17 protein-coding genes are annotated in these 17,577 nt (G+C 66.7%); 5 read left to right on the top strand and 12 right to left on the bottom strand.

Going from position 1 to position 17,577, the window contains the following annotated elements:
* Window position 1 precedes the first annotated feature (1 nt).
* The 5 genes from ATO3_RS06620 to ATO3_RS06600 all read right to left on the bottom strand — a co-directional run bounded on the left by ATO3_RS06620 (window position 2) and on the right by ATO3_RS06600 (window position 4,761).
* Window positions 2-2,266: a hypothetical protein gene (locus ATO3_RS06620; protein WP_088649032.1), complete on the bottom strand. Its 2,265-nt coding sequence runs from the start codon at window positions 2,264-2,266 to the stop codon at window positions 2-4.
* Window positions 2,263-3,132 (bottom strand): flagellar motor stator protein MotA, encoded by an 870-nt coding sequence (motA, locus tag ATO3_RS06615; protein WP_088649031.1) that lies wholly within the window; start codon window positions 3,130-3,132, stop codon window positions 2,263-2,265. The genes ATO3_RS06620 and motA overlap by 4 nt, the downstream gene beginning before the upstream one ends.
* A gap of 73 nt (window positions 3,133-3,205) precedes the next feature.
* Window positions 3,206-3,826, bottom strand: coding sequence for a MotE family protein (locus tag ATO3_RS06610; protein ID WP_088649030.1), 621 nt, complete (start codon window positions 3,824-3,826; stop codon window positions 3,206-3,208).
* A complete protein-coding gene (locus tag ATO3_RS06605; protein ID WP_088649029.1) occupies window positions 3,826-4,254 on the bottom strand; it encodes a hypothetical protein in 429 nt (142 codons plus the stop codon). The genes ATO3_RS06610 and ATO3_RS06605 overlap by 1 nt, the downstream gene beginning before the upstream one ends.
* Before the next feature lie 9 nt (window positions 4,255-4,263).
* Complete coding sequence (locus ATO3_RS06600) at window positions 4,264-4,761, bottom strand: flagellar basal body-associated FliL family protein (protein ID WP_088649028.1); 498 nt, start codon at window positions 4,759-4,761, stop codon at window positions 4,264-4,266.
* A 120-nt stretch (window positions 4,762-4,881) separates the two neighbouring features.
* On the opposite strand from ATO3_RS06600, the gene fliF reads away from it, so the two are divergent.
* The 4 genes from fliF to fliP are packed head-to-tail and all read left to right on the top strand — an operon-like array spanning window position 4,882 to window position 8,140.
* Window positions 4,882-6,513, top strand: coding sequence for a flagellar basal-body MS-ring/collar protein FliF (fliF, locus tag ATO3_RS06595; protein ID WP_088649027.1), 1,632 nt, complete (start codon window positions 4,882-4,884; stop codon window positions 6,511-6,513).
* Window positions 6,513-7,121 carry a FliH/SctL family protein gene (locus ATO3_RS06590; protein ID WP_088649026.1) on the top strand — a complete coding sequence of 203 codons (609 nt, stop codon included), beginning with the start codon at window positions 6,513-6,515 and terminating at the stop codon, window positions 7,119-7,121. Before fliF ends, ATO3_RS06590 begins: the two co-directional genes overlap by 1 nt.
* Window positions 7,105-7,398 carry a FliM/FliN family flagellar motor switch protein gene (locus tag ATO3_RS06585; protein ID WP_408630804.1) on the top strand — a complete coding sequence of 98 codons (294 nt, stop codon included), beginning with the start codon at window positions 7,105-7,107 and terminating at the stop codon, window positions 7,396-7,398. Before ATO3_RS06590 ends, ATO3_RS06585 begins: the two co-directional genes overlap by 17 nt.
* Window positions 7,399-7,402: 4 nt before the next feature.
* Window positions 7,403-8,140 (top strand): flagellar type III secretion system pore protein FliP, encoded by a 738-nt coding sequence (gene fliP / locus ATO3_RS06580; protein ID WP_088649024.1) that lies wholly within the window; start codon window positions 7,403-7,405, stop codon window positions 8,138-8,140.
* A 265-nt stretch (window positions 8,141-8,405) separates the two neighbouring features.
* Here fliP and ATO3_RS06575 read toward each other — a convergent pair whose 3' ends face one another.
* From ATO3_RS06575 to ATO3_RS06545, 7 genes are all read right to left on the bottom strand, one after another.
* Window positions 8,406-9,503 (bottom strand): flagellar basal body P-ring protein FlgI, encoded by a 1,098-nt coding sequence (locus ATO3_RS06575; protein WP_088649023.1) that lies wholly within the window; start codon window positions 9,501-9,503, stop codon window positions 8,406-8,408.
* Window positions 9,503-10,507, bottom strand: coding sequence for a flagellin (locus ATO3_RS06570; protein WP_088649022.1), 1,005 nt, complete (start codon window positions 10,505-10,507; stop codon window positions 9,503-9,505). The genes ATO3_RS06575 and ATO3_RS06570 overlap by 1 nt, the downstream gene beginning before the upstream one ends.
* 2 nt (window positions 10,508-10,509) lie before the next feature.
* The gene (flgK, locus tag ATO3_RS06565) at window positions 10,510-11,955 is read right to left on the bottom strand and encodes a flagellar hook-associated protein FlgK (protein WP_088649021.1); all 1,446 of its coding nucleotides are present in this window, start codon (window positions 11,953-11,955) and stop codon (window positions 10,510-10,512) included.
* Between the two features lie 22 nt (window positions 11,956-11,977).
* Window positions 11,978-13,267, bottom strand: a complete 1,290-nt coding sequence (locus ATO3_RS06560; protein WP_198963216.1) for a flagellar hook protein FlgE — start codon at window positions 13,265-13,267, stop codon at window positions 11,978-11,980.
* A gap of 159 nt (window positions 13,268-13,426) precedes the next feature.
* Window positions 13,427-14,266, bottom strand: coding sequence for an OmpA/MotB family protein (locus ATO3_RS06555; protein ID WP_088649019.1), 840 nt, complete (start codon window positions 14,264-14,266; stop codon window positions 13,427-13,429).
* Window positions 14,267-14,356: 90 nt separating this feature from the next.
* Complete coding sequence (locus ATO3_RS06550; RefSeq protein WP_088649018.1) at window positions 14,357-15,109, bottom strand: maleate cis-trans isomerase family protein; 753 nt, start codon at window positions 15,107-15,109, stop codon at window positions 14,357-14,359.
* Entirely contained in the window at window positions 15,106-16,275 is a 1,170-nt protein-coding gene (locus ATO3_RS06545; RefSeq protein ID WP_088649017.1) for a M24 family metallopeptidase, read from the bottom strand. The genes ATO3_RS06550 and ATO3_RS06545 overlap by 4 nt, the downstream gene beginning before the upstream one ends.
* A gap of 473 nt (window positions 16,276-16,748) precedes the next feature.
* Here ATO3_RS06545 and ATO3_RS06535 point away from each other — a divergent pair, with 473 nt between their 5' ends.
* Window positions 16,749-17,576 carry an ABC transporter substrate-binding protein gene (locus tag ATO3_RS06535; RefSeq protein ID WP_088649015.1) on the top strand — a complete coding sequence of 276 codons (828 nt, stop codon included), beginning with the start codon at window positions 16,749-16,751 and terminating at the stop codon, window positions 17,574-17,576.
* Window position 17,577 lies beyond the last annotated feature (1 nt).

Here is a 17,577-nt window from a genome sequence, read left to right as displayed (position 1 = left end):
GTTACTGACCGCTTGCCTCAGCGTCTTCGGACAGCAGCCCGATGTCGCGACGCAAGGCTTCCGCCTGCTCCAGCAGGGTGCGCGCGGCGGCAAGCGAAAGGTCGGTCGGCGAGGCCGGCCCCTCGGTCAGGCGCTGCGAGGCAGCCTTGCGCGTGGCATAAAGGCCCTCCTGTTCGTCTCCCGACGGCGGCAACCCGGCAAGCCATTCGGACCGCAGCGCTTCTTCGGGCGATTCCAGCGCATCGAACAGCTCGGCCGCCTCGGAATGCAGCCCGCTCATCTGCAACGCCTCGGCCCGAAGCGCATCGGCCGCGGGTCCGGTGCGCCCGACCAGTTCCAGAAGTGCCCGGCGCGGCTGACCCGCATCGAGCGCGGCCTGGCCGCGCAGCATCGAATATTCCTCGGCCGGGGCGCCGGGCAGCGGACCGTCGAGCAGCGCCATCACCCGTTCCGGAAACCCGAGCCCGAGATAGCGGCGGGCGATCTGCATCACCAGGTCGGCGGGCAGGGCCCCGGCGCCGGCTCCCGTCGTGGCCAGCGAATATTCCAGGAAGGTCAGGTCATCGGCGGATTCGGTCAGAAGCGTGAGGATCTTGACAAGAGTCTCCTGCGTCCCGGCGCGGTCCAGCTTTTCCGTTGCCGCGAAGGCCGCGGGGAAATCGCCGGCCAGCGCCAGGGCCAGGGCGCGGGTGCGGGCAAGCTGCGGGCCGATCTCGGCGCGGCGCAGTTCGGTGACGTAGGATTCCAGCAGATTCACCGTGTCGTTCGGCAGGGACTGGCGCATGTCGAAGTGGCGATTAACCAAGGTGATCAATGCGTCAGGCGATTCGGCCACGCCACTGTGCGCGACCTCCTCGACGATGGTGTCGGCTTCGTCTTCGGCGCCATTGAGGCGCGCAAGCTCCGCCTCAGCCAGTTGCATCGGCGGGCCGTCCTGCAGAGCGGCACGGTTGATCATGCGCAAAAGCAGCTCCGACGTTTCGGCGTCGCCGGCATTGGTGAAGCGGCGCACGAGGCCCGGGCCGATATGGCTGCGGATATGAACCGGAAGCTCGGCGAAAGCGCGCAGGATGGCGCCGGAATTGACATCGTCCTGCGACGTGATCGGATTGGCGTAGACCGACCACAGCGCCACGACGGAATCGCAATGCACCTGGTCGTCGAGCGGATGCGGCTTGGCCAGCCCGCCTTCGTCCAAGAGGCGGGCCAGGGCGATCGGTACCGACAGGTCTCCGGCCTCGGGGCCGGCCAGTTCCAGCATCTGCCGCGCCTCGGCGCCGAAGCCGAAATAGAGATAGGTGCGCGCCAGGCCGGTCACGTCCGCGGGCGAGAGGTCGTCGAATTCTCCGGCCATGCGCGCGCGATAGGCGCCGACCTGGTGGCCGAATGGCCGGTCATCGCCCCAGGCCTTCAGGTCGACCTTGCGCGGGTCGAGACAAGCGCCATGCGAGCCCGACAGCGCCTGTGGCGTGGTCACCAGGACCATGTCGCGGTCGACGCTGGTGGTCGCGCGGATGTTCGAGGAAAGCGGCGTGCCGTCCTCCGGCTCCGGCCGATCCAGCTGTGCCGCGATCTCGGCCAGGGCATCGGGATCGATCTCGACGAGGCCCTGGGTCGCGGCGCGGGACAATTGCTCGCGCAGGGCCCGTTCCGAGCGGCTCAGATCCGGGCCGGGATCGGGTTCCGGGGACACCGCCTGATTGGCGGGCGGGTCCGAGGCAAGCTGTCCGGTCACGGGATCGCCGACGGCGGCGGCTGCACTCGGTGAATGGCCGTTCATCGTCAGCTGCGCCGCGGCGTTGCCGGCCAGCAGCGGCAGGGCGGTCGGCATGCGCCGGGGATCCCGTTCGATCTCGATGACCGGAACAGGCTGCTCGATCAGCCCGAACCGGACCGGGTCTTCACTGACCTGATTGCCGATATCCAGCACCACGTAAGCTCCGTCATCGACGAAGCTGGTCACCGGACAGTTGCAGGCAAGATCGAGCGTCAGGGGATCCCCGGGCCCGGCCTGTGAAAGGCTGGCCAGCCGGTCGCGGGGGATAAGGCGGAAGACGCCCGACGTGTCGAAGATTACATCCGGGTCGTCGATGAAAAGCCGTGCCACCGGCCCGTCCTGCTCGATCCGCCAGGTCGCGCCATCGGGCAGGCGCGTGACCAGGCGAGTGAAGGTCGCGTGTTCACCCGATTGCACCGTCAGCGTCTGGGCCAGCACGGGCCCCGCGCCCAGAAGCAGCAGGGCCGAAATCAGGAACCTTGGTATCATGCGGCATCCTGTTTGACGGCCTTCAGGGCCTCTTCCAGTTCCGAGAACCCGGGACGGAAATGATGCGGCGTGTTCTGACGCCCGACCTCGATACAGATCGGCGGTGCGTGGTTGTGCAGGTTGGCGACAAGGACTTCGCGGATCAGCTGATAGAAGTGTCCATCCTCCTCGACCACGGTCTTGACCTTGGCGGCGAAGGGGCCGACGAGCCCGTAGGCGAGGAACACGCCCAGGAACGTGCCCACCAGCGCGCCGCCGATCATCTTGCCGAGGATCTCGGGCGGCTGGTCGATCGAGGCCATGGTCTTGATCACCCCCAGCACGGCGGCCACGATGCCCAGCGCGGGCAGGCCGTCGGCGACATTCTGCAGCGCGTGGCTGGAATGCAGCGCATGGTGCTGGTTGGCCTCGATCCGCTTCTCCAGCACCTCTTCGACCTGGTGTGGATCGTCGTAGTTCATCGAGGCGGAGCGCAGCGTGTCCGCGATCAGATCCACCGCCTCGTGATCGTCGCGGATCTTGGGATACTTTCCGAAAAGGTCGGAATTCTCCGGATCCTCGATATGCGCCTCGAGCGAGACGGGATTCTGTCTAGCGATCCGGATCAGGGAGAACAGGAGGCACAGAAGATCCCGGTAATCGTCGGGCTTCCATTTCGGCCCCTTGAAGACCTTGCCGATATCCTTCGCCGTCTGCTTGACCGCGCTCATGTCGTTGCTGATGAGGAAGGCACCAATGGCAGCCCCGCCGATCATCATCATTTCGAAGGGCAGGGACTTGAGAATGATCCCCAGCTTGCCCCCGGCAAGCAGATAGCCGCCGAAGACCATCACGAAGATCACAACGATTCCGATCAACCCGAACATGTACTGCCTCTTGGATTCTTGCCTCGGATCCAGAGTGGACCCTTGACCTTAAGAATTCGCTTAACCCGAAAGGTTACTCGATCGGTGCCTGGGCATTTCTTCCCGCCATGAGGACAGAGATCGTGTAGGCCACCTCGGCGCTCAGGCCGGTCATGATCTGCGCCGCGGCTTCCGGGCGCATGCGGGCCAGGAAGCCGGCGGCGAATTCCGGGGCCATCTCTTCGAAGAGTGCAGCGGCCTCCTTCGGTTTCATCGTCTCGTAAACCACTGTCAGGCGGGCGATATCCTTTTCGACCGCGCCATCTGCCAACGACAGGGTCTCGCGCAGAGCGGCCTCGGCCTCGACCAGGGCCTGCAGCTTCTCGGTCACGGCCTGGTCGGCGATATCCAGCGCATGTGCGCGCTCTTCGAGCATGCGTTCGCGTTCACTCAGACGCGCCTCGCGTTCGCGGAAGGCGTCGAGCATCTCCTGCATGCCGGAACGATCGGGCAATTGCAGCGCTGCATTGCGTTCGTCCCCGCCGGACGCGTCATGCCCGTCGCCGTCGGACACCCTGTTGGCCTCGGCCCGGGCCAGTGCCGGACCCGCCTCGGTCACCAGGCGCAGGGCGCCAGAGCCGATCAGCAGCGTGGCGATCATCAGCAACGACCCTCCGCGCGAGCGCAGGATCTTCGGCTTGCGAATCTTGCCCATCAGGCGGCCCCTTTCCGGTCGGCGGCATGGCGCATGAACATCGGACCCTCGGGGGCCCTGGTGACAGGCTCCTCGGCCCGCGGCGCCGGGTCTGCCGCCGGAGCCGGGGCCGCCGCATCCGGGGCGGGGGCGGGCGGCGCGGCTTCGGTCACGTCGTGCATCGAGGCCATCATCAGCTCCAGACGCTGGGCCACCGCCTCGGCCCGGTGGGTAAGGTCGGCCAGCGCCTCGGTCGAGTCGCCCGATGCCGACTGGGCCTGGTTCAGCGCCTTGCTGAGATCGTCGACCTGAGCCGACAGCACGGCCACCGCCCCACCAACGCCCTTTTCCAGATCATTGAACTTGGTCAGGCGCCTGGCCAGCACGAAACAGTAAAATCCGGCTCCAAGGGCGCCTGCAACCAGCAGGATGTCGGCAATAAGCTCCACCTCGTTCTCCTATGTCAGTACGAATTCCATGATCAGCAGGTCGCGGACCATGTCGCGTCCGGTGACGATCTGAATGCGCCGCAGCATCTGCGCGCGCAGCCGCGTCAGGGCCATCGGATCGTCGATATCCGATACTTCCAGCGCCCTCAGGTAGCCGTTCAGAACATCTACGATCCGTGGCAGCAGGACCTCCACGTCGGGCTTGTAGGCCTTGCTGACCTCAAGCTCGGCCGAGAAGCGCAGCAGCTGCCGCCGCCCACCGCCGGTGAAGGACACGACCATGCCGGGCACCTCGATGAACTCGATATCGTCGGTGGCAACCACGTCCGGTTCCGGCGCGGCGCCCTCTTCGTGCGCGTCGGCCTGCGGGCCGAAAGGCAGCATCCCGGAGCTTACGGCGAAGAACCCGCCGCCGGCACCGACAAGCAGCAGGACCAGGCCGACAAGCAGCGGGCCCTTGCCCCCTTTCTTCGGTTCTTCCGTCGGTTCTGCGGCAGCGTCCGTCATCGGTCTTTCCTTGCTGAGCGTCTGCCTTGTCATAGCCCGGGAGGGACTAACCGATTGTTAAGCGAGATCGTCCAAAGATGACCTCAATCCCGGCAGGACGTCGGGCAAAAGGAGGTTGACGTGCAGCAGATCTTGGGTGCCTGGGCAGGGCTGGACCCGCGGAAGCGGATCATGGTCGTCGTGACCGCGCTTCTCGTGGTGGCGACCCTTTACGGGATGAGCAGACTGGCCGCGCGGCCCAACATGGCGTTGCTCTACGCCGGGCTCGACGCGACATCGGCGGGCGACGTGGTGCGCGCTCTGGACCAGCAGGGCGTCGCCTACCAGGTGCGGGGCGATTCGATCTATGTGCCGATGCGGGACCGCGATGCGCTGCGGATGACCCTGGCCGGAGACGGCCTGCCTGCGACAGGCGGCCGCGGCTACGAACTGCTTGACGGACTGTCGGGCTTCGGCACCACCTCGCAGATGTTCGATGCCGCCTACTGGCGCGCGAAGGAGGGCGAGCTGGCGCGCACAATCGTCGGCAGCCCGCATATCGCCCAGGCCCGCGTGCACATTGCCAACGGGTCATCCAACCCCTTCCAGCGCAGTGTGACTCCCACCGCCTCGATCGCCGTCGTGCCCTCGGGCGGTCCGATCTCGGCCGAGCAGGCGCAGGCGCTGCGGTTCCTCGTGGCCTCGGCGGTGGCGGGGCTGGATATCGCCGACGTGGCGGTGATCGATTCGAACGGCAAGGTGATCGGCGCGGCCGAGGAAACCGTCGCCACCAGCGCCGCGCAGGACCGCGCCGAGGATCTGCGCGAGAAGGTCCTGCGCCTGGTCGAGGCCCGCGTCGGCCGCGGCAACGCGGTGGTCGAGGTGACGGTCGACACTGTGACGGAAACCGAATCGATCCGCGAACGCCGCTTCGACCCGGACGGCCGCGTGGCAATCAGCACCGATACCGAGGAGCGGTCGAACACGTCCACGGAAACCAACGGCGCCGTCACCGTCGCATCCAACCTGCCCGACGGGGATGCCGCCGGCGGCGGATCCGGCCAGGCCGAAACGAGCGAGACGCGCGAACGCATCAACTACGAGGTTTCCGAGGTTGAACGAGAAGTGCTGCGCAGCCCTGGCGCTGTGCGGCGGCTGACCATCGCGGTCCTGGTGAACAACCTGATCGTTCCGGACGAGGCCGGCGCGCCGCAGTCCGTTCCCCGGGAGGAGGCCGAGCTTGACGCGCTGCGCGAACTCGTCGCCTCGGCCGTCGGATTCGACGCGGAGCGCGGCGACGTCATCACCCTGAAGACAATGGAACTTCCCGCGCTCGAGCCCGAGGGCACGACGGCACAGGGCGGATCCCTCCTCGATCTTACCGGGGTCGACATCATGCAGCTCGCGCAGGTGGGGATCCTGGCCCTGGTGGCCCTGGTGCTTGGGCTTTTCGTGGTGCGCCCGATCCTCGCTGGTTCAGCGCCGGCCCTGGCCTCGGACACGATGCCCGCGCTTCCGCCGGCAGATGGCGGATCGGATTACGGCAGCGCGCTCGACGGCGAAATCGACGGGGACTCCGACTCCTTCCTGCCCCCGCTCATGGGCGGCGGCATGGGGGGCATGGGGGGCATGGACGACGGAATCGGCGGCCTGCCCTCTCTGGGTGGCGGCGACGACAGCCCGGCCGACCGCCTGCGCAACCTGATCGGCGAACGCCAGGACGAAACCATCGAGATCCTGCGCAACTGGCTTGAAGACGAGGAGAATGCCTGATGCCGATTTCCCATCTTCTCGAGGATTTCAAGACGACCGATCCGGCCGAGACGGCCACCATCCTGATGAGCAATCTCGAGCTTGAGGAACAGCGCCTGGCCGCCTTCGAAAAGGGCTATTCCGCCGGCTGGGAAGACGCGGTCGCCGCCGATGCCCAGGGCCGGACCCAATTGTCGGCCGCGCTGAGCCAGAACCTGGAGGACGCGGTCTTCTCCTACCACGAGGCTCTTACCCAGATGCAGCAATCGCTGATCCCGGTCTTCGATGCGATTGCCGAGCAATTGCTGCCCGGGATGATCCGCAGCGGCCTTGCCCCGCATATCGTAACCGCGATGCAGGACATCGCGACCCAGGCCATGGGCCGCCCCCTGGTTCTGGCGGTGCCGCCGGGCACCGAACAGGCGATCGCCCCCCTTCTGCCCGAGACCGGCAACCTCGACGTCATCATCGACGAAGATCCAGCCCTGGCCGAGGGACAGGCACGCCTGCATCTCGAGGACGGCGGAGTCGAGATCGATCTTTCCGCCCTGGCAGACGAAATCCGCGATGCCCTGGCGGCCCATGTCTTTGAAACCCGCAAGGAGACCTCCAGTGACCGAACTGCCTGATGGCGATGCCCGCCCCGATTCCCATAACCCCTTTTCCGCCGTCCCGATCGAGATCGTCGTGAGCGTCGGCAAGGCCCGTCCCCTGGTACGCGACCTCATGCGGCTCGGCGAAAACGCGGTCCTGGGTCTTGACCGCCGCGTCGAGGACCCGGTCGAACTTTATGTCGGCGACAAGCTCGTCGCCCGCGGTGAGCTGGAAGAGCTTGAGGGCGATGTACCCGGCCAGCTGGCCGTGCGCCTGACAGAGATCGCCAATCTTCGTGACGAACTGGGATAAGCCCATGTCCCGCATGGTCTGGGCCGCCGGGCTTGTCCTGCTGGTCTGTACCCTGCCGGCCGGCCTTCACGCGCAGGAGATCTCGGTCTCGCTGGGCGACGGCGAATCGCTGACGGCGCGGTCCATCCAGCTGATCCTGCTGATCACCGTCCTCAGCATCGCGCCGGGGCTGGTGATCATGATCACCTGTTTTCCGTTTCTCGTCACCGTCCTTTCGATCCTGCGCCAGGCCATCGGCCTGCAGCAGGCGCCGCCGAACATGCTGATCGTCAGCCTCGCGCTGTTCCTGACCTATTTCGTGATGGAGCCGGTGTTCATGACGGCCTGGCAGGCAGGGATCGAACCACTGCTGTCGGAAAGCATCGATACCGAAACCGCCTTCGTGCGGACCATGGATCCGTTCCGCGACTTCATGGCCGCCCGTCTGGATCCCGACACCTTCACGGCCATGGCCACCCTGCGCCCCGACGCCGATCTCGACGCGCCGGCCCGCGATGCGCAGCTGTCGCTGCTCGTCCCCAGCTTCCTGCTGTCGGAAATCGCCCGCGCCTTCCAGATCGGCTTTGTCATCTTCCTGCCGTTCCTGGTCATCGACCTGGTGGTCGCGGCGATCCTCATGTCGATGGGGATGATGATGGTGCCCCCGGCCGTCGTTGCCCTGCCGTTCAAGCTGGCCTTCTTTGTGGTCGCCGACGGCTGGAGCCTGATCGCCGGCGCCCTCGTCCGCAGCTACTTCAACTGAACAGCCACTGGCAGCATCTGCCAGGCGGGTCCCGAGGGACCCGCCTGGAGGAGTGCCGTCCCCACAGAAGATGGGGAAAGGCCAGAGGCGACGCCAGCCTCGCCAATGCGCGCCGGCTCCGGCAGTCGCCCGGCCGGAGAAGGTTCCGCGGCGAACTTGACCGCCCTGACAAATGCGAATGCGCCTCGGTCGAAAGACCGACCGGCGCAAGAAAAAGGGACCGCGCAAAGCGGTCCCTTGGGGCGCGGTGGCAGGGGCCGGTGCGTCAGCGCACCACGAACTCCGCATGCAGTGCCCCGGCCGCCTTGATCGTCTGCAGGATGTCGATCATGTCCCGCGGGGACACGCCCAGCGCGTTGAGCCCCGCGATCACCTGCGCCAGGGATGTCCCCTCGGGCACCTCGGCCAGGCTGATGCCCGGATCCTCCTGGATGCCGGCATTGGTGCGCGGCACCACCACCGTCTCGCCCCGGGCAAAGGGATTTGGCTGCACCGCGATCGGTGCCTCCTCGACCCGCAGGGTCAGCCCGCCCTGAGACACCGCCACCCGCGAGATCCGCACGTCATCCCCCATCACGATCGTCCCGGAGCGCTGGTCGACGACCACGCGCGCCTTGCGTTCGGGCTCGACCAGGATGTTCTCCACCCGCTGCAACGCATGAGCCGTCGAGGCCGTCCGCGTGGCACCGATGTTCAGCTCGATCGTGCCGGAATCCGTCATCACTGCCACATTGCGGCGGAATTCGCGGTTTATGGCGCTCTCGATCCGGCCCGCGGTGGTGAAATCGGGCTCTCGCAGGGCCAGCCGCACGGTGCTGAGCGAAGACAGCTGGAACTCGATCTCGCGCTCGACCCGCGCGCCGGAGGGGATCAGCCCCGAGGTGGGCACACCAGTGCTGACCTCGGCCGCATCACCTCCGGCGGAAACGCCGCCGGCCAGTACGGTGCCCTGGGCCACGGCATAGATCTGGCCATCCGCGGCGTTCAGCGGTGTCATGATCAACGTGCCGCCCAGCAGGCTCTTGGCATCGCCGATCGCCGACACCGTCACGTCGATCTGCGACCCGGCCCGCGAAAACGGCGGCAGGCTGGCCGTCACCAGCACCGCCGCCACGTTCTTGGGCCGGAATTGTTCGCCCGTCACGTTGACACCAAGACGTTCGAGGATCGTCGCCATGATATCTTCGGTGAAGGGCGCGTTTCTCAGCCCGTCGCCGGTCCCGTTCAGCCCGACGACCAGCCCGTAGCCGACCAGATCGTTGCCTCGGACCCCGTCGAATTCCACGAGATCCTTGAGCCGGACCGGGGCGGCCGACACGGTGGCGGGCAGGACGAGCAGGAGCAGAAGAACGATCAGTCGCATCAGAAGTAATTCACCAGGCTTAGGCGCGACATGCGCGCGGTCACGGCGTACAGGCTTTCCAGCCGCAGCTGGACATCGTCCAGCCGTGTTGCCGTCTCGAAGGGATCGGCGCCGACAAGGGACAGGCGCGCCTGTTCAAAGCCGATCCGGGCGGCGGCGTTGCGGGTCAGGGTGGTCTCGATCCGCTCCTGCGCCGCGCCGATGTCGGATTGCAGGGCGGTCAGCCGGGATTGCGCCGTCAGCATGATCCCCGACGCCGCATCGAAGACCTCGACCTGTTCGAGATGGTCGAAACCCCAGGCCGGATCGGTGGCGACGGCGGCAAGGGCCAGGCCCTTCATCACCTCCTTCAGGGGGTCGGAATCGGCGCGCACCGACATGTTGACCAGAAGGTCCTCGCCGATCGGAACCGGAGAAATGTCGTTGGTCGAGCCCTGGTAGGCCATCGCATCGAACCCGGCCGGATCACTGAACCAATCCTCAACCGCTGTCACCAGGCTGGCGGGGTCGGTGATCGGGGGCAGCGCCGCAAGCATCGTGTCGATGAAGACGGTCGACGAGATCAGTGGCAGCGTGTCGGTGGCGGCGCCGGCAAAGAGGCTGCGGCCCGCCGAGGTCCCGTTGAGCGAGGCGATCACCGCTTCGAGATCGTTGCGCGCGTCCATCGACGCGTGATCGCGCACATCCTGATAGGCGGTGGTCGCCGCGGGCAGCGTGCTTTGCACCGAGGAACCCAGCAAGCTGGCGACGCGGTCGAGCACCGATTGCGTCGAATCGGCGAACTGGCTCGCCTCTTTCGCGGCCAGGTCGTAGCCGTCCAGCAGGCGCAGGTTCTTTTCCACGTCGGCGTAATACCCCAGGTCCCCGGCCAGGTGCACGCCAACGTCGGCCACCATGCCGGTGCTCAGCTCCTGCGACAGCTGCAGCAGGTCGGCCTTCATCCGGGTGCTTTGCAGCCGCAACAGCGAGGACTGGGCGAGGTCGCCAATCGAATACTGGCCCATGATCAGATCTCCATCAGGGTCTGGAGCATGCTGTCGATCGTCTGCATGACCTGCGCGTTGGCGGCGTAGACCTGTTCGACCAGCATGAGCGATGCCAGTTCGGCATCTGTATCCACGCCATCGGCGTCCAGAAGGGCCGACATCTCTGTCTGCCGGATCGCGGCAAAGCTGTTGTCGGATTCCGCCCGTGCGCGTTCGGTGCTGATCAGGGATGTCACGTAATCCGCAAGCCCGGTGGCCGAATAGCTGCCGGTACCGACGCTGGTCGGTGCGGTACGCGCCCCTTCCATCGCGCCCATCAGGTCCTGGATCAGGTCCGCATTGCCGATCTCGCCGGGGGCCGCGGCGCCCAGCCCGTCCCGCAGGCGCCAGCTTTCGCCGCCCTGGTCCGGATCCACCGCCGCGTTCAGAGCCAGCCGCTGCGCGAGGCCCAGTTCGTCCGCCGGGTTGAAGGCGGAGCCACTGTCGGTGAAAAGCCCGGGATCGCCGGGCGCACGGGTGGCATCAAGCGCCGGATCCTCGAACCGTTCGACCAGGTCGCGGGCCATGCCGTCCAGCCGGGCCTGCATCTCCACCCCGGTGACATCGCGCACCTCGAAGGCCGCCATCAGGGACCCGCCGCGCAACGCGCTGCGGTCCGGATCGACGCTGATGTCGCGGCCGTTCAAGGTCAGCCCGTAGAGCTGCCCGTTGTCCAGCGTGGCATACTGGGTCACCAGGTTGACCTGGGTAAACCCGATTTCGGCCGGTTCGATGTCCAGCAGGATCGCGCCCCCCGCCGAGTACAGGGAAATCTGCCCGTTTTCCCGCTCGACCTCCTTGACCGGAACGATCTTCGCCAATTCGTCGATCATGTTCTGCCGCTGGTCGACCAGCGGCGCCGCCGACTTGCCGGAAATCATGGTCTTCGAGATGGATGTGTTCAGTTCGTCGATGCCCGCGAGCAGGTCGTTCATGCGGACGACCTGGGCGGCGATGTCCTTCTCGGCATCGTTTCGCAGGTCCTGCACCGCAGTCGCGGCCTCGTTGATGACATCGACAAGCTCGCCCGCCGAATGCGCCGCCTGATCCAGGCGAATGCCGGAATCCGGGCGGCTGGCGGCTTCCAGCAGGTCGGCCTGAAACCGGGTCATCCGGGCAGAGAGCGACGATTCGTCGTCGGGCAGGCCGATGATGTCCTCGATCCGGGCGTAGAAGCGGGTCATCGTGCTGGTGCTGGCCAAAAGCGCGTCGGCCTCGCGCCGGTTGGCCAGAAGGACCGGGTCGACGAACCGCGTGATCGACTGGACCTTGACGCCGGACCCGTTGTGGTCCGACGTCAGGCCGAGAGTACGCACGCCGTAGCCCGGGGTCATCGAATTTGCGATGTTGTCCGAGATCAGGCGCGATGTCAGCGAAGCCATGTTCAGGCCGCTGAGCGCGTTGTAAGATGCGGCAGTGAGGGACATGAGCCGGTCCTCCTAGAAGCGCTTAGCGCTTGATGTTGGTGGTTTCTTGCAACATTTCGTCGACGGTCTGGATGACCTTCGCGTTCGAGGAATAGGCCCTTTGGGTCTGGATCATGTCGGTCAGTTCAGAGGCGATATCCACGTTGGACCCTTCGCGGGCATAGGCCGAGACCGTCCCCACCGGCCCGTCGCCGGCATCCCACAGGAAGTATGACCCGCTGTTGTTGCTGGGGCGATAGGTCTGCTGATTCAGCGGCACCAGCCCATTGGGATTGGGCACGTTGATCAGCGGCACCTGGTACAGCGTGTCGGTCACGCCGGTGTCATACAGCACGTTGACCATGCCGTTCTCGTCGATCTCGACCGAGACCATGTTGCCCACGGGCGATCCGTCCTTGGTGATCGAGATCGGCGCGAAGCTGTCGGATAGCTGGGTCACGCCGAAGGGATCGTTGACCGCGCCGATGTCGATTTCGATCGGGCCGGCGGCGACATTGACCAGCACCGTGCCATCGACCGGGTCGTAGGGGCCGCCGGTGGTGGTGGCGACCGACTGCAACGTGCCGCCGGCGGTCCGGCTGTCTTCGAACGTCATGACATATTCGCCGATCGTCACGCCCGGCTGGGCGCTGTCGGTCAGCACCACGGTCCATTCGTTCGACGTGCCGGTGGCCGGCACCGTCGGGGTGAATGTCATCGTGATGCTCTGCGACCGGCCGAGGTTGTCGAAGTATTCCACCGTCAGTTCGTGCGGCTCGCCCGAGGCGCCGGTTTCGGTATCGACCGCGGGCAGGTTGAGGCTCATGGCGACGGATGTGGTCGGGTCGCCCGACAGGTTCAGGCTGAACTGGATCGGCTCAAGCCCGTCGGCGGTGTCGCGCGGATAGTTTGGGATGGTCCCGTCCTGGTTCGCGGGCCAGCCCATCAGCAGCAGCCCGGTTTCCGTGGCCAGGTAGCCGTCTTCGTTGATGCGGAAACTGTCGCCCCGGCTGAGCAGCATATCGGAACCGCCTGCGGCGAACTCCGGCTCCCAGGTGGTGGGAACGAAGCCACGGCCGCTGATGGCGATATCGGTGGGGTTCTTGGTCGACACCAGCGCACCGGATTCGTCGATCAGCCGGGTCGTCGAGGCGGCCACGCCGCCGGCCGTATAGGCGGCGCCCGATCCCATGACCATGGCATTGAAGCTGGTCTCGACCCGCTTGTAGCCAAAGGTCGATCCGTTGGCGATATTCTCCGAAATGGCCGAAAGCTGCGTCGAATTGGACTGCAAGCCGGAAACACCGGCGTTGAGCGAGGACGACATGGACATGTAAGCACCTTTCTGTTGCTGCAAGCGCGTCTTGCGGCAACAGCTAGCGTGCTCGGGATTAAGGCCGCGCTAACAGATCAAATCCCACCTATCTCCTTCCCGCCCCGGTCCCCCCGGATCGCCTCCCGCGCCGCGACGCAAGCGGGCGGCAGAGCGATCTCAGTTCCGCAGCAGGATCACTTCGATCCGGTCGTTGCGGACCGACATCGGGTCCTTCGCGACCAGCTCGCGGTCGGAATGCCCGGTCACCCGGCGCAGGCGCTTCGGTGGAATTCCAGCGAATTCAAAGAGTTCGCGCACCCGGTGCGCCCGCTGCGTCGACCTGTCCCACGACGGGTTGGAGGCCAGAACGACCGGCTGCGCGCGCATGTGCCCCTCGATCGCGATGGTGTTGGCCACCGGCGTGATCGACCGCGTCACCATCCGCACGATGTCCCGCAAAAGGGCGGTCGGGCGTTCGCCTTCGCCCTCGAACAGCGGCCCGTCGTCGGTGGCGAAGATCTCGATGATCAGCCCCTCGTCGGTGACGCGGGTGACCACGTGCTTGAGCATCTCGTTGGTGACCATGCTTTCACCGCCGCGGCCCATCAGGGAGTCCTCGACATCGGTGAAGGCCTGGTCCTCCTCGGCGCCCTCCTCACCTTCCTGGAGCAGGCCGCTTTCGCCGCGCGACTTGTTGGATTCGGTCGGATGAACCGACGCCGCGCCGGTGCCCATTTCGAGGAAACTGTCCTGCGAGAACACGCTCTGGCCGCCGAACATGCCGTCGCCGCCGCCGGTCACCCGGCTGATCGGAACGGTCGGCGAGAAGTAGTCCGCCAGACCCTTGCGTTGCTTTTCCGTCGTTGCGTTCAGCAGCCACATCAGAAGGAAGAAGGCCATCATCGCGGTCACGAAGTCCGCGTAGGCGACTTTCCAGGCCCCACCATGGTGCCCGCCGCCGCCAACGACTTTCTTTCTCTTGATGATGGCCGGCGCTTCGTTGCCTGGCGCAGCCATGTCACCCACCTTTTCTCACCCGGGAACAGGGATAGCAGGCAGGCTCTTAAGGGCGGCTTAACGTCTCCATTTGTCGCGATTGCGCAGTCCCTATTGCCCGGCGGCCTGCGCGAACAGACGCCCGGGCCGACCTGGCGGCAGGGGCAGGCCCGCCAGCTGCAGAAGGTGCCAGCCCAGAACCAGGTTGCTGGACAGGACCGGTAGGCCAAGCTGTTGTTCCAGAAGCGGAATCGCCTCCATCGTGCGCAGGTTGGTGCAGGACAGGAACAGCCCGTCGACCTCGGCCTGACCGGCGACCTCGGCCGCCGCCCGCAGAACCGAGTCGCGATCGATCCGGCACACGATCGCCTCTTCCGAGACACCGAAACTGCCGAAGGCCGGCGTGGTCAGACCCCGCTCGTGCAGCACCGCCCGCAGCCGTTCGGACACCGGCGCGACATAGGGCGACAACAGGCCCAGCCGCCGCAGACGCAGCGCCCGGCAGGCGGCAACAAGCGCCGACACCGGCTCTGTCACCGGGCAGAGCAACCCGCTTTCGGCCAGCCGCGCCGCGATCCGTTCGGGCCCGATCTGCGCGGCCCCCGACGTGCAGCCGTAGGCCAGCGCGCACAGTTGCGCGCCGCGCGGCATCAGCCCGGCGGAGGCGCCAAGATGCGTCTCCATCGCCGCAAGGCTTTCGGGCGTCACGTCCCGGCCCGAGGGCACCCGCGAGACCAGCAGCGTCACGTCCCCGGGCAGCAACCGTCGGAAATCGTCCTCGAGCGTCTCGTCCTCCTGCAGCACGACAAGCCCCAGCTGCGCCGGCCGTCCGGGATCCAGCCGGAAGGGCAGCGCACCGGTCATGCGCCGATCTCGGGGATCTCGGTGCCCGAGGGCGCCGACAGCCAGCGCGCGCCGGTCTCCTCGATCACGATGTTTTCCTCGTGGACCATGATCCGACCCTCGCCCAGCGCCAGCACCGGTTCAAGCGTCAGCACCATGCCGGGCCGCAGGACAGTGTCATCCGCCGGCATCAGCGACGGCGGCTCGGTCAGCTGCATGCCCAGCCCGTGCCCCAGCCGGCCGGGCGTGCCAGTGCCGCCGGTCAGCACCTTGTCCATCGCCCGCGCCAGGTCCCGCGCTCGCTGTCCGGGACGCGCCGCGTCGAACCCCGCGGCCGTCGCCTCGATCAGCCGGGCATGGGCGGCGCGCACCTCGGCGCTGGCCGACCCGATGGAGACGTTGCGGTTGAAATCGCAGAAATGCCCGTCATGCACCGCGCCGGTGTCCAGCATCAGGACATCGCCCCGCTGCAGCGGCCGCGCGCTGGCCGGAGAGATCACATCCGCATATCCCCCCGGCCCCGCGCCACCGGCGAGGTAGGAGACCCAGTCCGCCCCCTCCTCCAGGCAGAGCCCCTGGAACTGGCGAAAGACCGTCTGCAGCGGCACGCCCTCGGCGGCGATCTCGGGCAGGCGGTCAAAGGCGCGGCCGGCGATGGCGGCGGCGGTTTCGATCTTGGCGATCTCGGCCGGCGATTTCACCATGCGCAGCCGCCGCATCAGCCCGCCATCGCCGACGAACCTTCGCCCGCCCACCCGCTTCTGCAGATGCGACCAGGATGACAATGGCATGCGCAGATGCGTTTCGCCCTCGTCGGGCACGCCGATCCGCCCGCTGTCCGGCACCAGCCCGCGCAGCGACCGCGCCAGCAGGCCGATCCCGTCGTCGTCGTAGTCGGGTGAGCTCCACGTCCGGATATCGGTGATCCATCCCTGCCCCATCAGCGGCGCGCCGATCTCGGGGATCACGGCAACAGGCTCCTGCCCCAGAGGAACGATGACGAACCAGGGCCGCGTCGGGCTTTCCCAGAACCGGGTGAGAAACCCAGTGACATAGCGGATCTCGGGCTCTGTCGTCAGCAGGATCGCGTCCAGCCCGGCCTTGGCCAGGCCGGCCCGGATGCGGGCTGTGCGGGTTCGGAACTCGTCTGTGGGGAACCCCCGGTCGGGGAGCGGAGAGGTCTTCATGTCTCAACAGGGACACCGGATCGCGCGGTCCGTCAATCATGGAAAACCATAGCTTTGGCCAAGTGTTCCGCCATGATCAAATGTCCGCACAGGCAGAAGAATTTTCGGTCGGGCCGCCGGACCAACGGGCCTGATGCCGCGCGCCCGCCGGCGTCTCATGCCCCCGTTCGGACAGCAGATCGGCCATCCGCGACCGGGCCGCCGGGCCGCGGATGGTCAACACGTGGATGACCCGAACCCGGGCTGCGCATCCTCCGTCGGCTGGCCGGCAAGGATCATGGCCTGCGCGCCGTCGTCATTGCCGATCCCTTCGGCAATCGGATCGACGTCAGCGCAACGCTGAACCGCTAACCGCGCCCCGGCGATTGCGGCACCACGGGTCCCGGCGACGCTGTCGGGGCTGGACAAACGCCCTGCGCGCACAGAACCTGCAAGCCGGACATTCGCGACACGTTCAACGAGGATCACAGCCCATGAAACCGCTCTCCCTCGCGCTCGCCGCGGGCCTTTTCGCCTCGGTCTCCGGCGCGGCGCTGGCCGCCGGGAACGCCTGCACCGCCGGCAAGACCCTGACCGACGGCAAGCTGACCGTCGCCACCGGCAATCCGGCCTATTACCCTTGGGTCGCCGACGACAAACCGGAAAGCGGCAAGGGCTTCGAATCCGCCGTCGCTTATGCCATCGCCGCCGAAATGGGCTTTGCCCCCGGCGACGTGCAATGGGTCCGCACCTCGTTCGACGAGGCGATCCAGCCGGGCGCGAAGAACTTCGATTTCAACATGCAGCAATTCTCGATCACGCCCGAGCGCGAGGAGATGGTCGATTTCTCGCTGCCCTATTACACCTCCGCCATGGCGGTTCTGACCACCAACGCCGCGGTCTCCAACGGGGTCGAACCAACGGTCGACTCGCTCAAGGGCGTGATCTGGGGCGCTGATGCCAACACCACCGCCGTGCCCATGCTGATGGAGATCGTCGGGCCGGACCGCGACCCGATGCTGTATGGCGACAATGCCGACGTCACCGCCGCGATCCAGGCGGGCCAGATCGACGCCGCGCTCTTCGACCTGCCCACTGCGCTGTACCTGGCGGCGGTGCTGGTGGAGGACGGTACGGTGCTGGGCCAGTTCCCGGCCGACCGATCCGACAACCCCGACCAGTTCGGCCTGCTGATGGAAGAAGGCAGCGCGCTGAAGCCCTGCGTCGACGCCGCAATCACCGCCCTGACCGACAGCGGCAAGCTGGCCGAGATCGAGGCGCAGTGGCTGCAGGAAGCCACCGGCGTGCCCGTCATCGACTGAC

It is taken from the genome of Marinibacterium profundimaris, assembly GCF_002210095.1.
Taxonomy (GTDB): Bacteria; Pseudomonadota; Alphaproteobacteria; order Rhodobacterales; family Rhodobacteraceae; genus Marinibacterium; species Marinibacterium profundimaris.
This window is presented reverse-complemented; position numbering and strand designations above follow the sequence as displayed.

What these genes read in the sequence shown, in the direction of transcription:
- ATO3_RS06620 (WP_088649032.1), bottom strand. Translation starts at nt 2,266, where the DNA reads ATGATACCAAGGTTCCTGATTTCGGCCCTGCTGCTTCTGGGCGCGGGG.
- motA (WP_088649031.1), bottom strand. Translation starts at nt 3,132, where the DNA reads ATGTTCGGGTTGATCGGAATCGTTGTGATCTTCGTGATGGTCTTCGGC.
- ATO3_RS06610 (WP_088649030.1), bottom strand. Translation starts at nt 3,826, where the DNA reads ATGGGCAAGATTCGCAAGCCGAAGATCCTGCGCTCGCGCGGAGGGTCG.
- ATO3_RS06600 (WP_088649028.1), bottom strand. Translation starts at nt 4,761, where the DNA reads ATGACGGACGCTGCCGCAGAACCGACGGAAGAACCGAAGAAAGGGGGC.
- ATO3_RS06590 (WP_088649026.1), top strand. Translation starts at nt 6,513, where the DNA reads ATGCCGATTTCCCATCTTCTCGAGGATTTCAAGACGACCGATCCGGCC.
- fliP (WP_088649024.1), top strand. Translation starts at nt 7,403, where the DNA reads ATGTCCCGCATGGTCTGGGCCGCCGGGCTTGTCCTGCTGGTCTGTACC.
- ATO3_RS06575 (WP_088649023.1), bottom strand. Translation starts at nt 9,503, where the DNA reads ATGCGACTGATCGTTCTTCTGCTCCTGCTCGTCCTGCCCGCCACCGTG.
- ATO3_RS06570 (WP_088649022.1), bottom strand. Translation starts at nt 10,507, where the DNA reads ATGGGCCAGTATTCGATTGGCGACCTCGCCCAGTCCTCGCTGTTGCGG.
- flgK (WP_088649021.1), bottom strand. Translation starts at nt 11,955, where the DNA reads ATGTCCCTCACTGCCGCATCTTACAACGCGCTCAGCGGCCTGAACATG.
- ATO3_RS06560 (WP_198963216.1), bottom strand. Translation starts at nt 13,267, where the DNA reads ATGTCCATGTCGTCCTCGCTCAACGCCGGTGTTTCCGGCTTGCAGTCC.
- ATO3_RS06555 (WP_088649019.1), bottom strand. Translation starts at nt 14,266, where the DNA reads ATGGCTGCGCCAGGCAACGAAGCGCCGGCCATCATCAAGAGAAAGAAA.
- ATO3_RS06550 (WP_088649018.1), bottom strand. Translation starts at nt 15,109, where the DNA reads ATGACCGGTGCGCTGCCCTTCCGGCTGGATCCCGGACGGCCGGCGCAG.
- ATO3_RS06545 (WP_088649017.1), bottom strand. Translation starts at nt 16,275, where the DNA reads ATGAAGACCTCTCCGCTCCCCGACCGGGGGTTCCCCACAGACGAGTTC.
- ATO3_RS06535 (WP_088649015.1), top strand. Translation starts at nt 16,749, where the DNA reads ATGAAACCGCTCTCCCTCGCGCTCGCCGCGGGCCTTTTCGCCTCGGTC.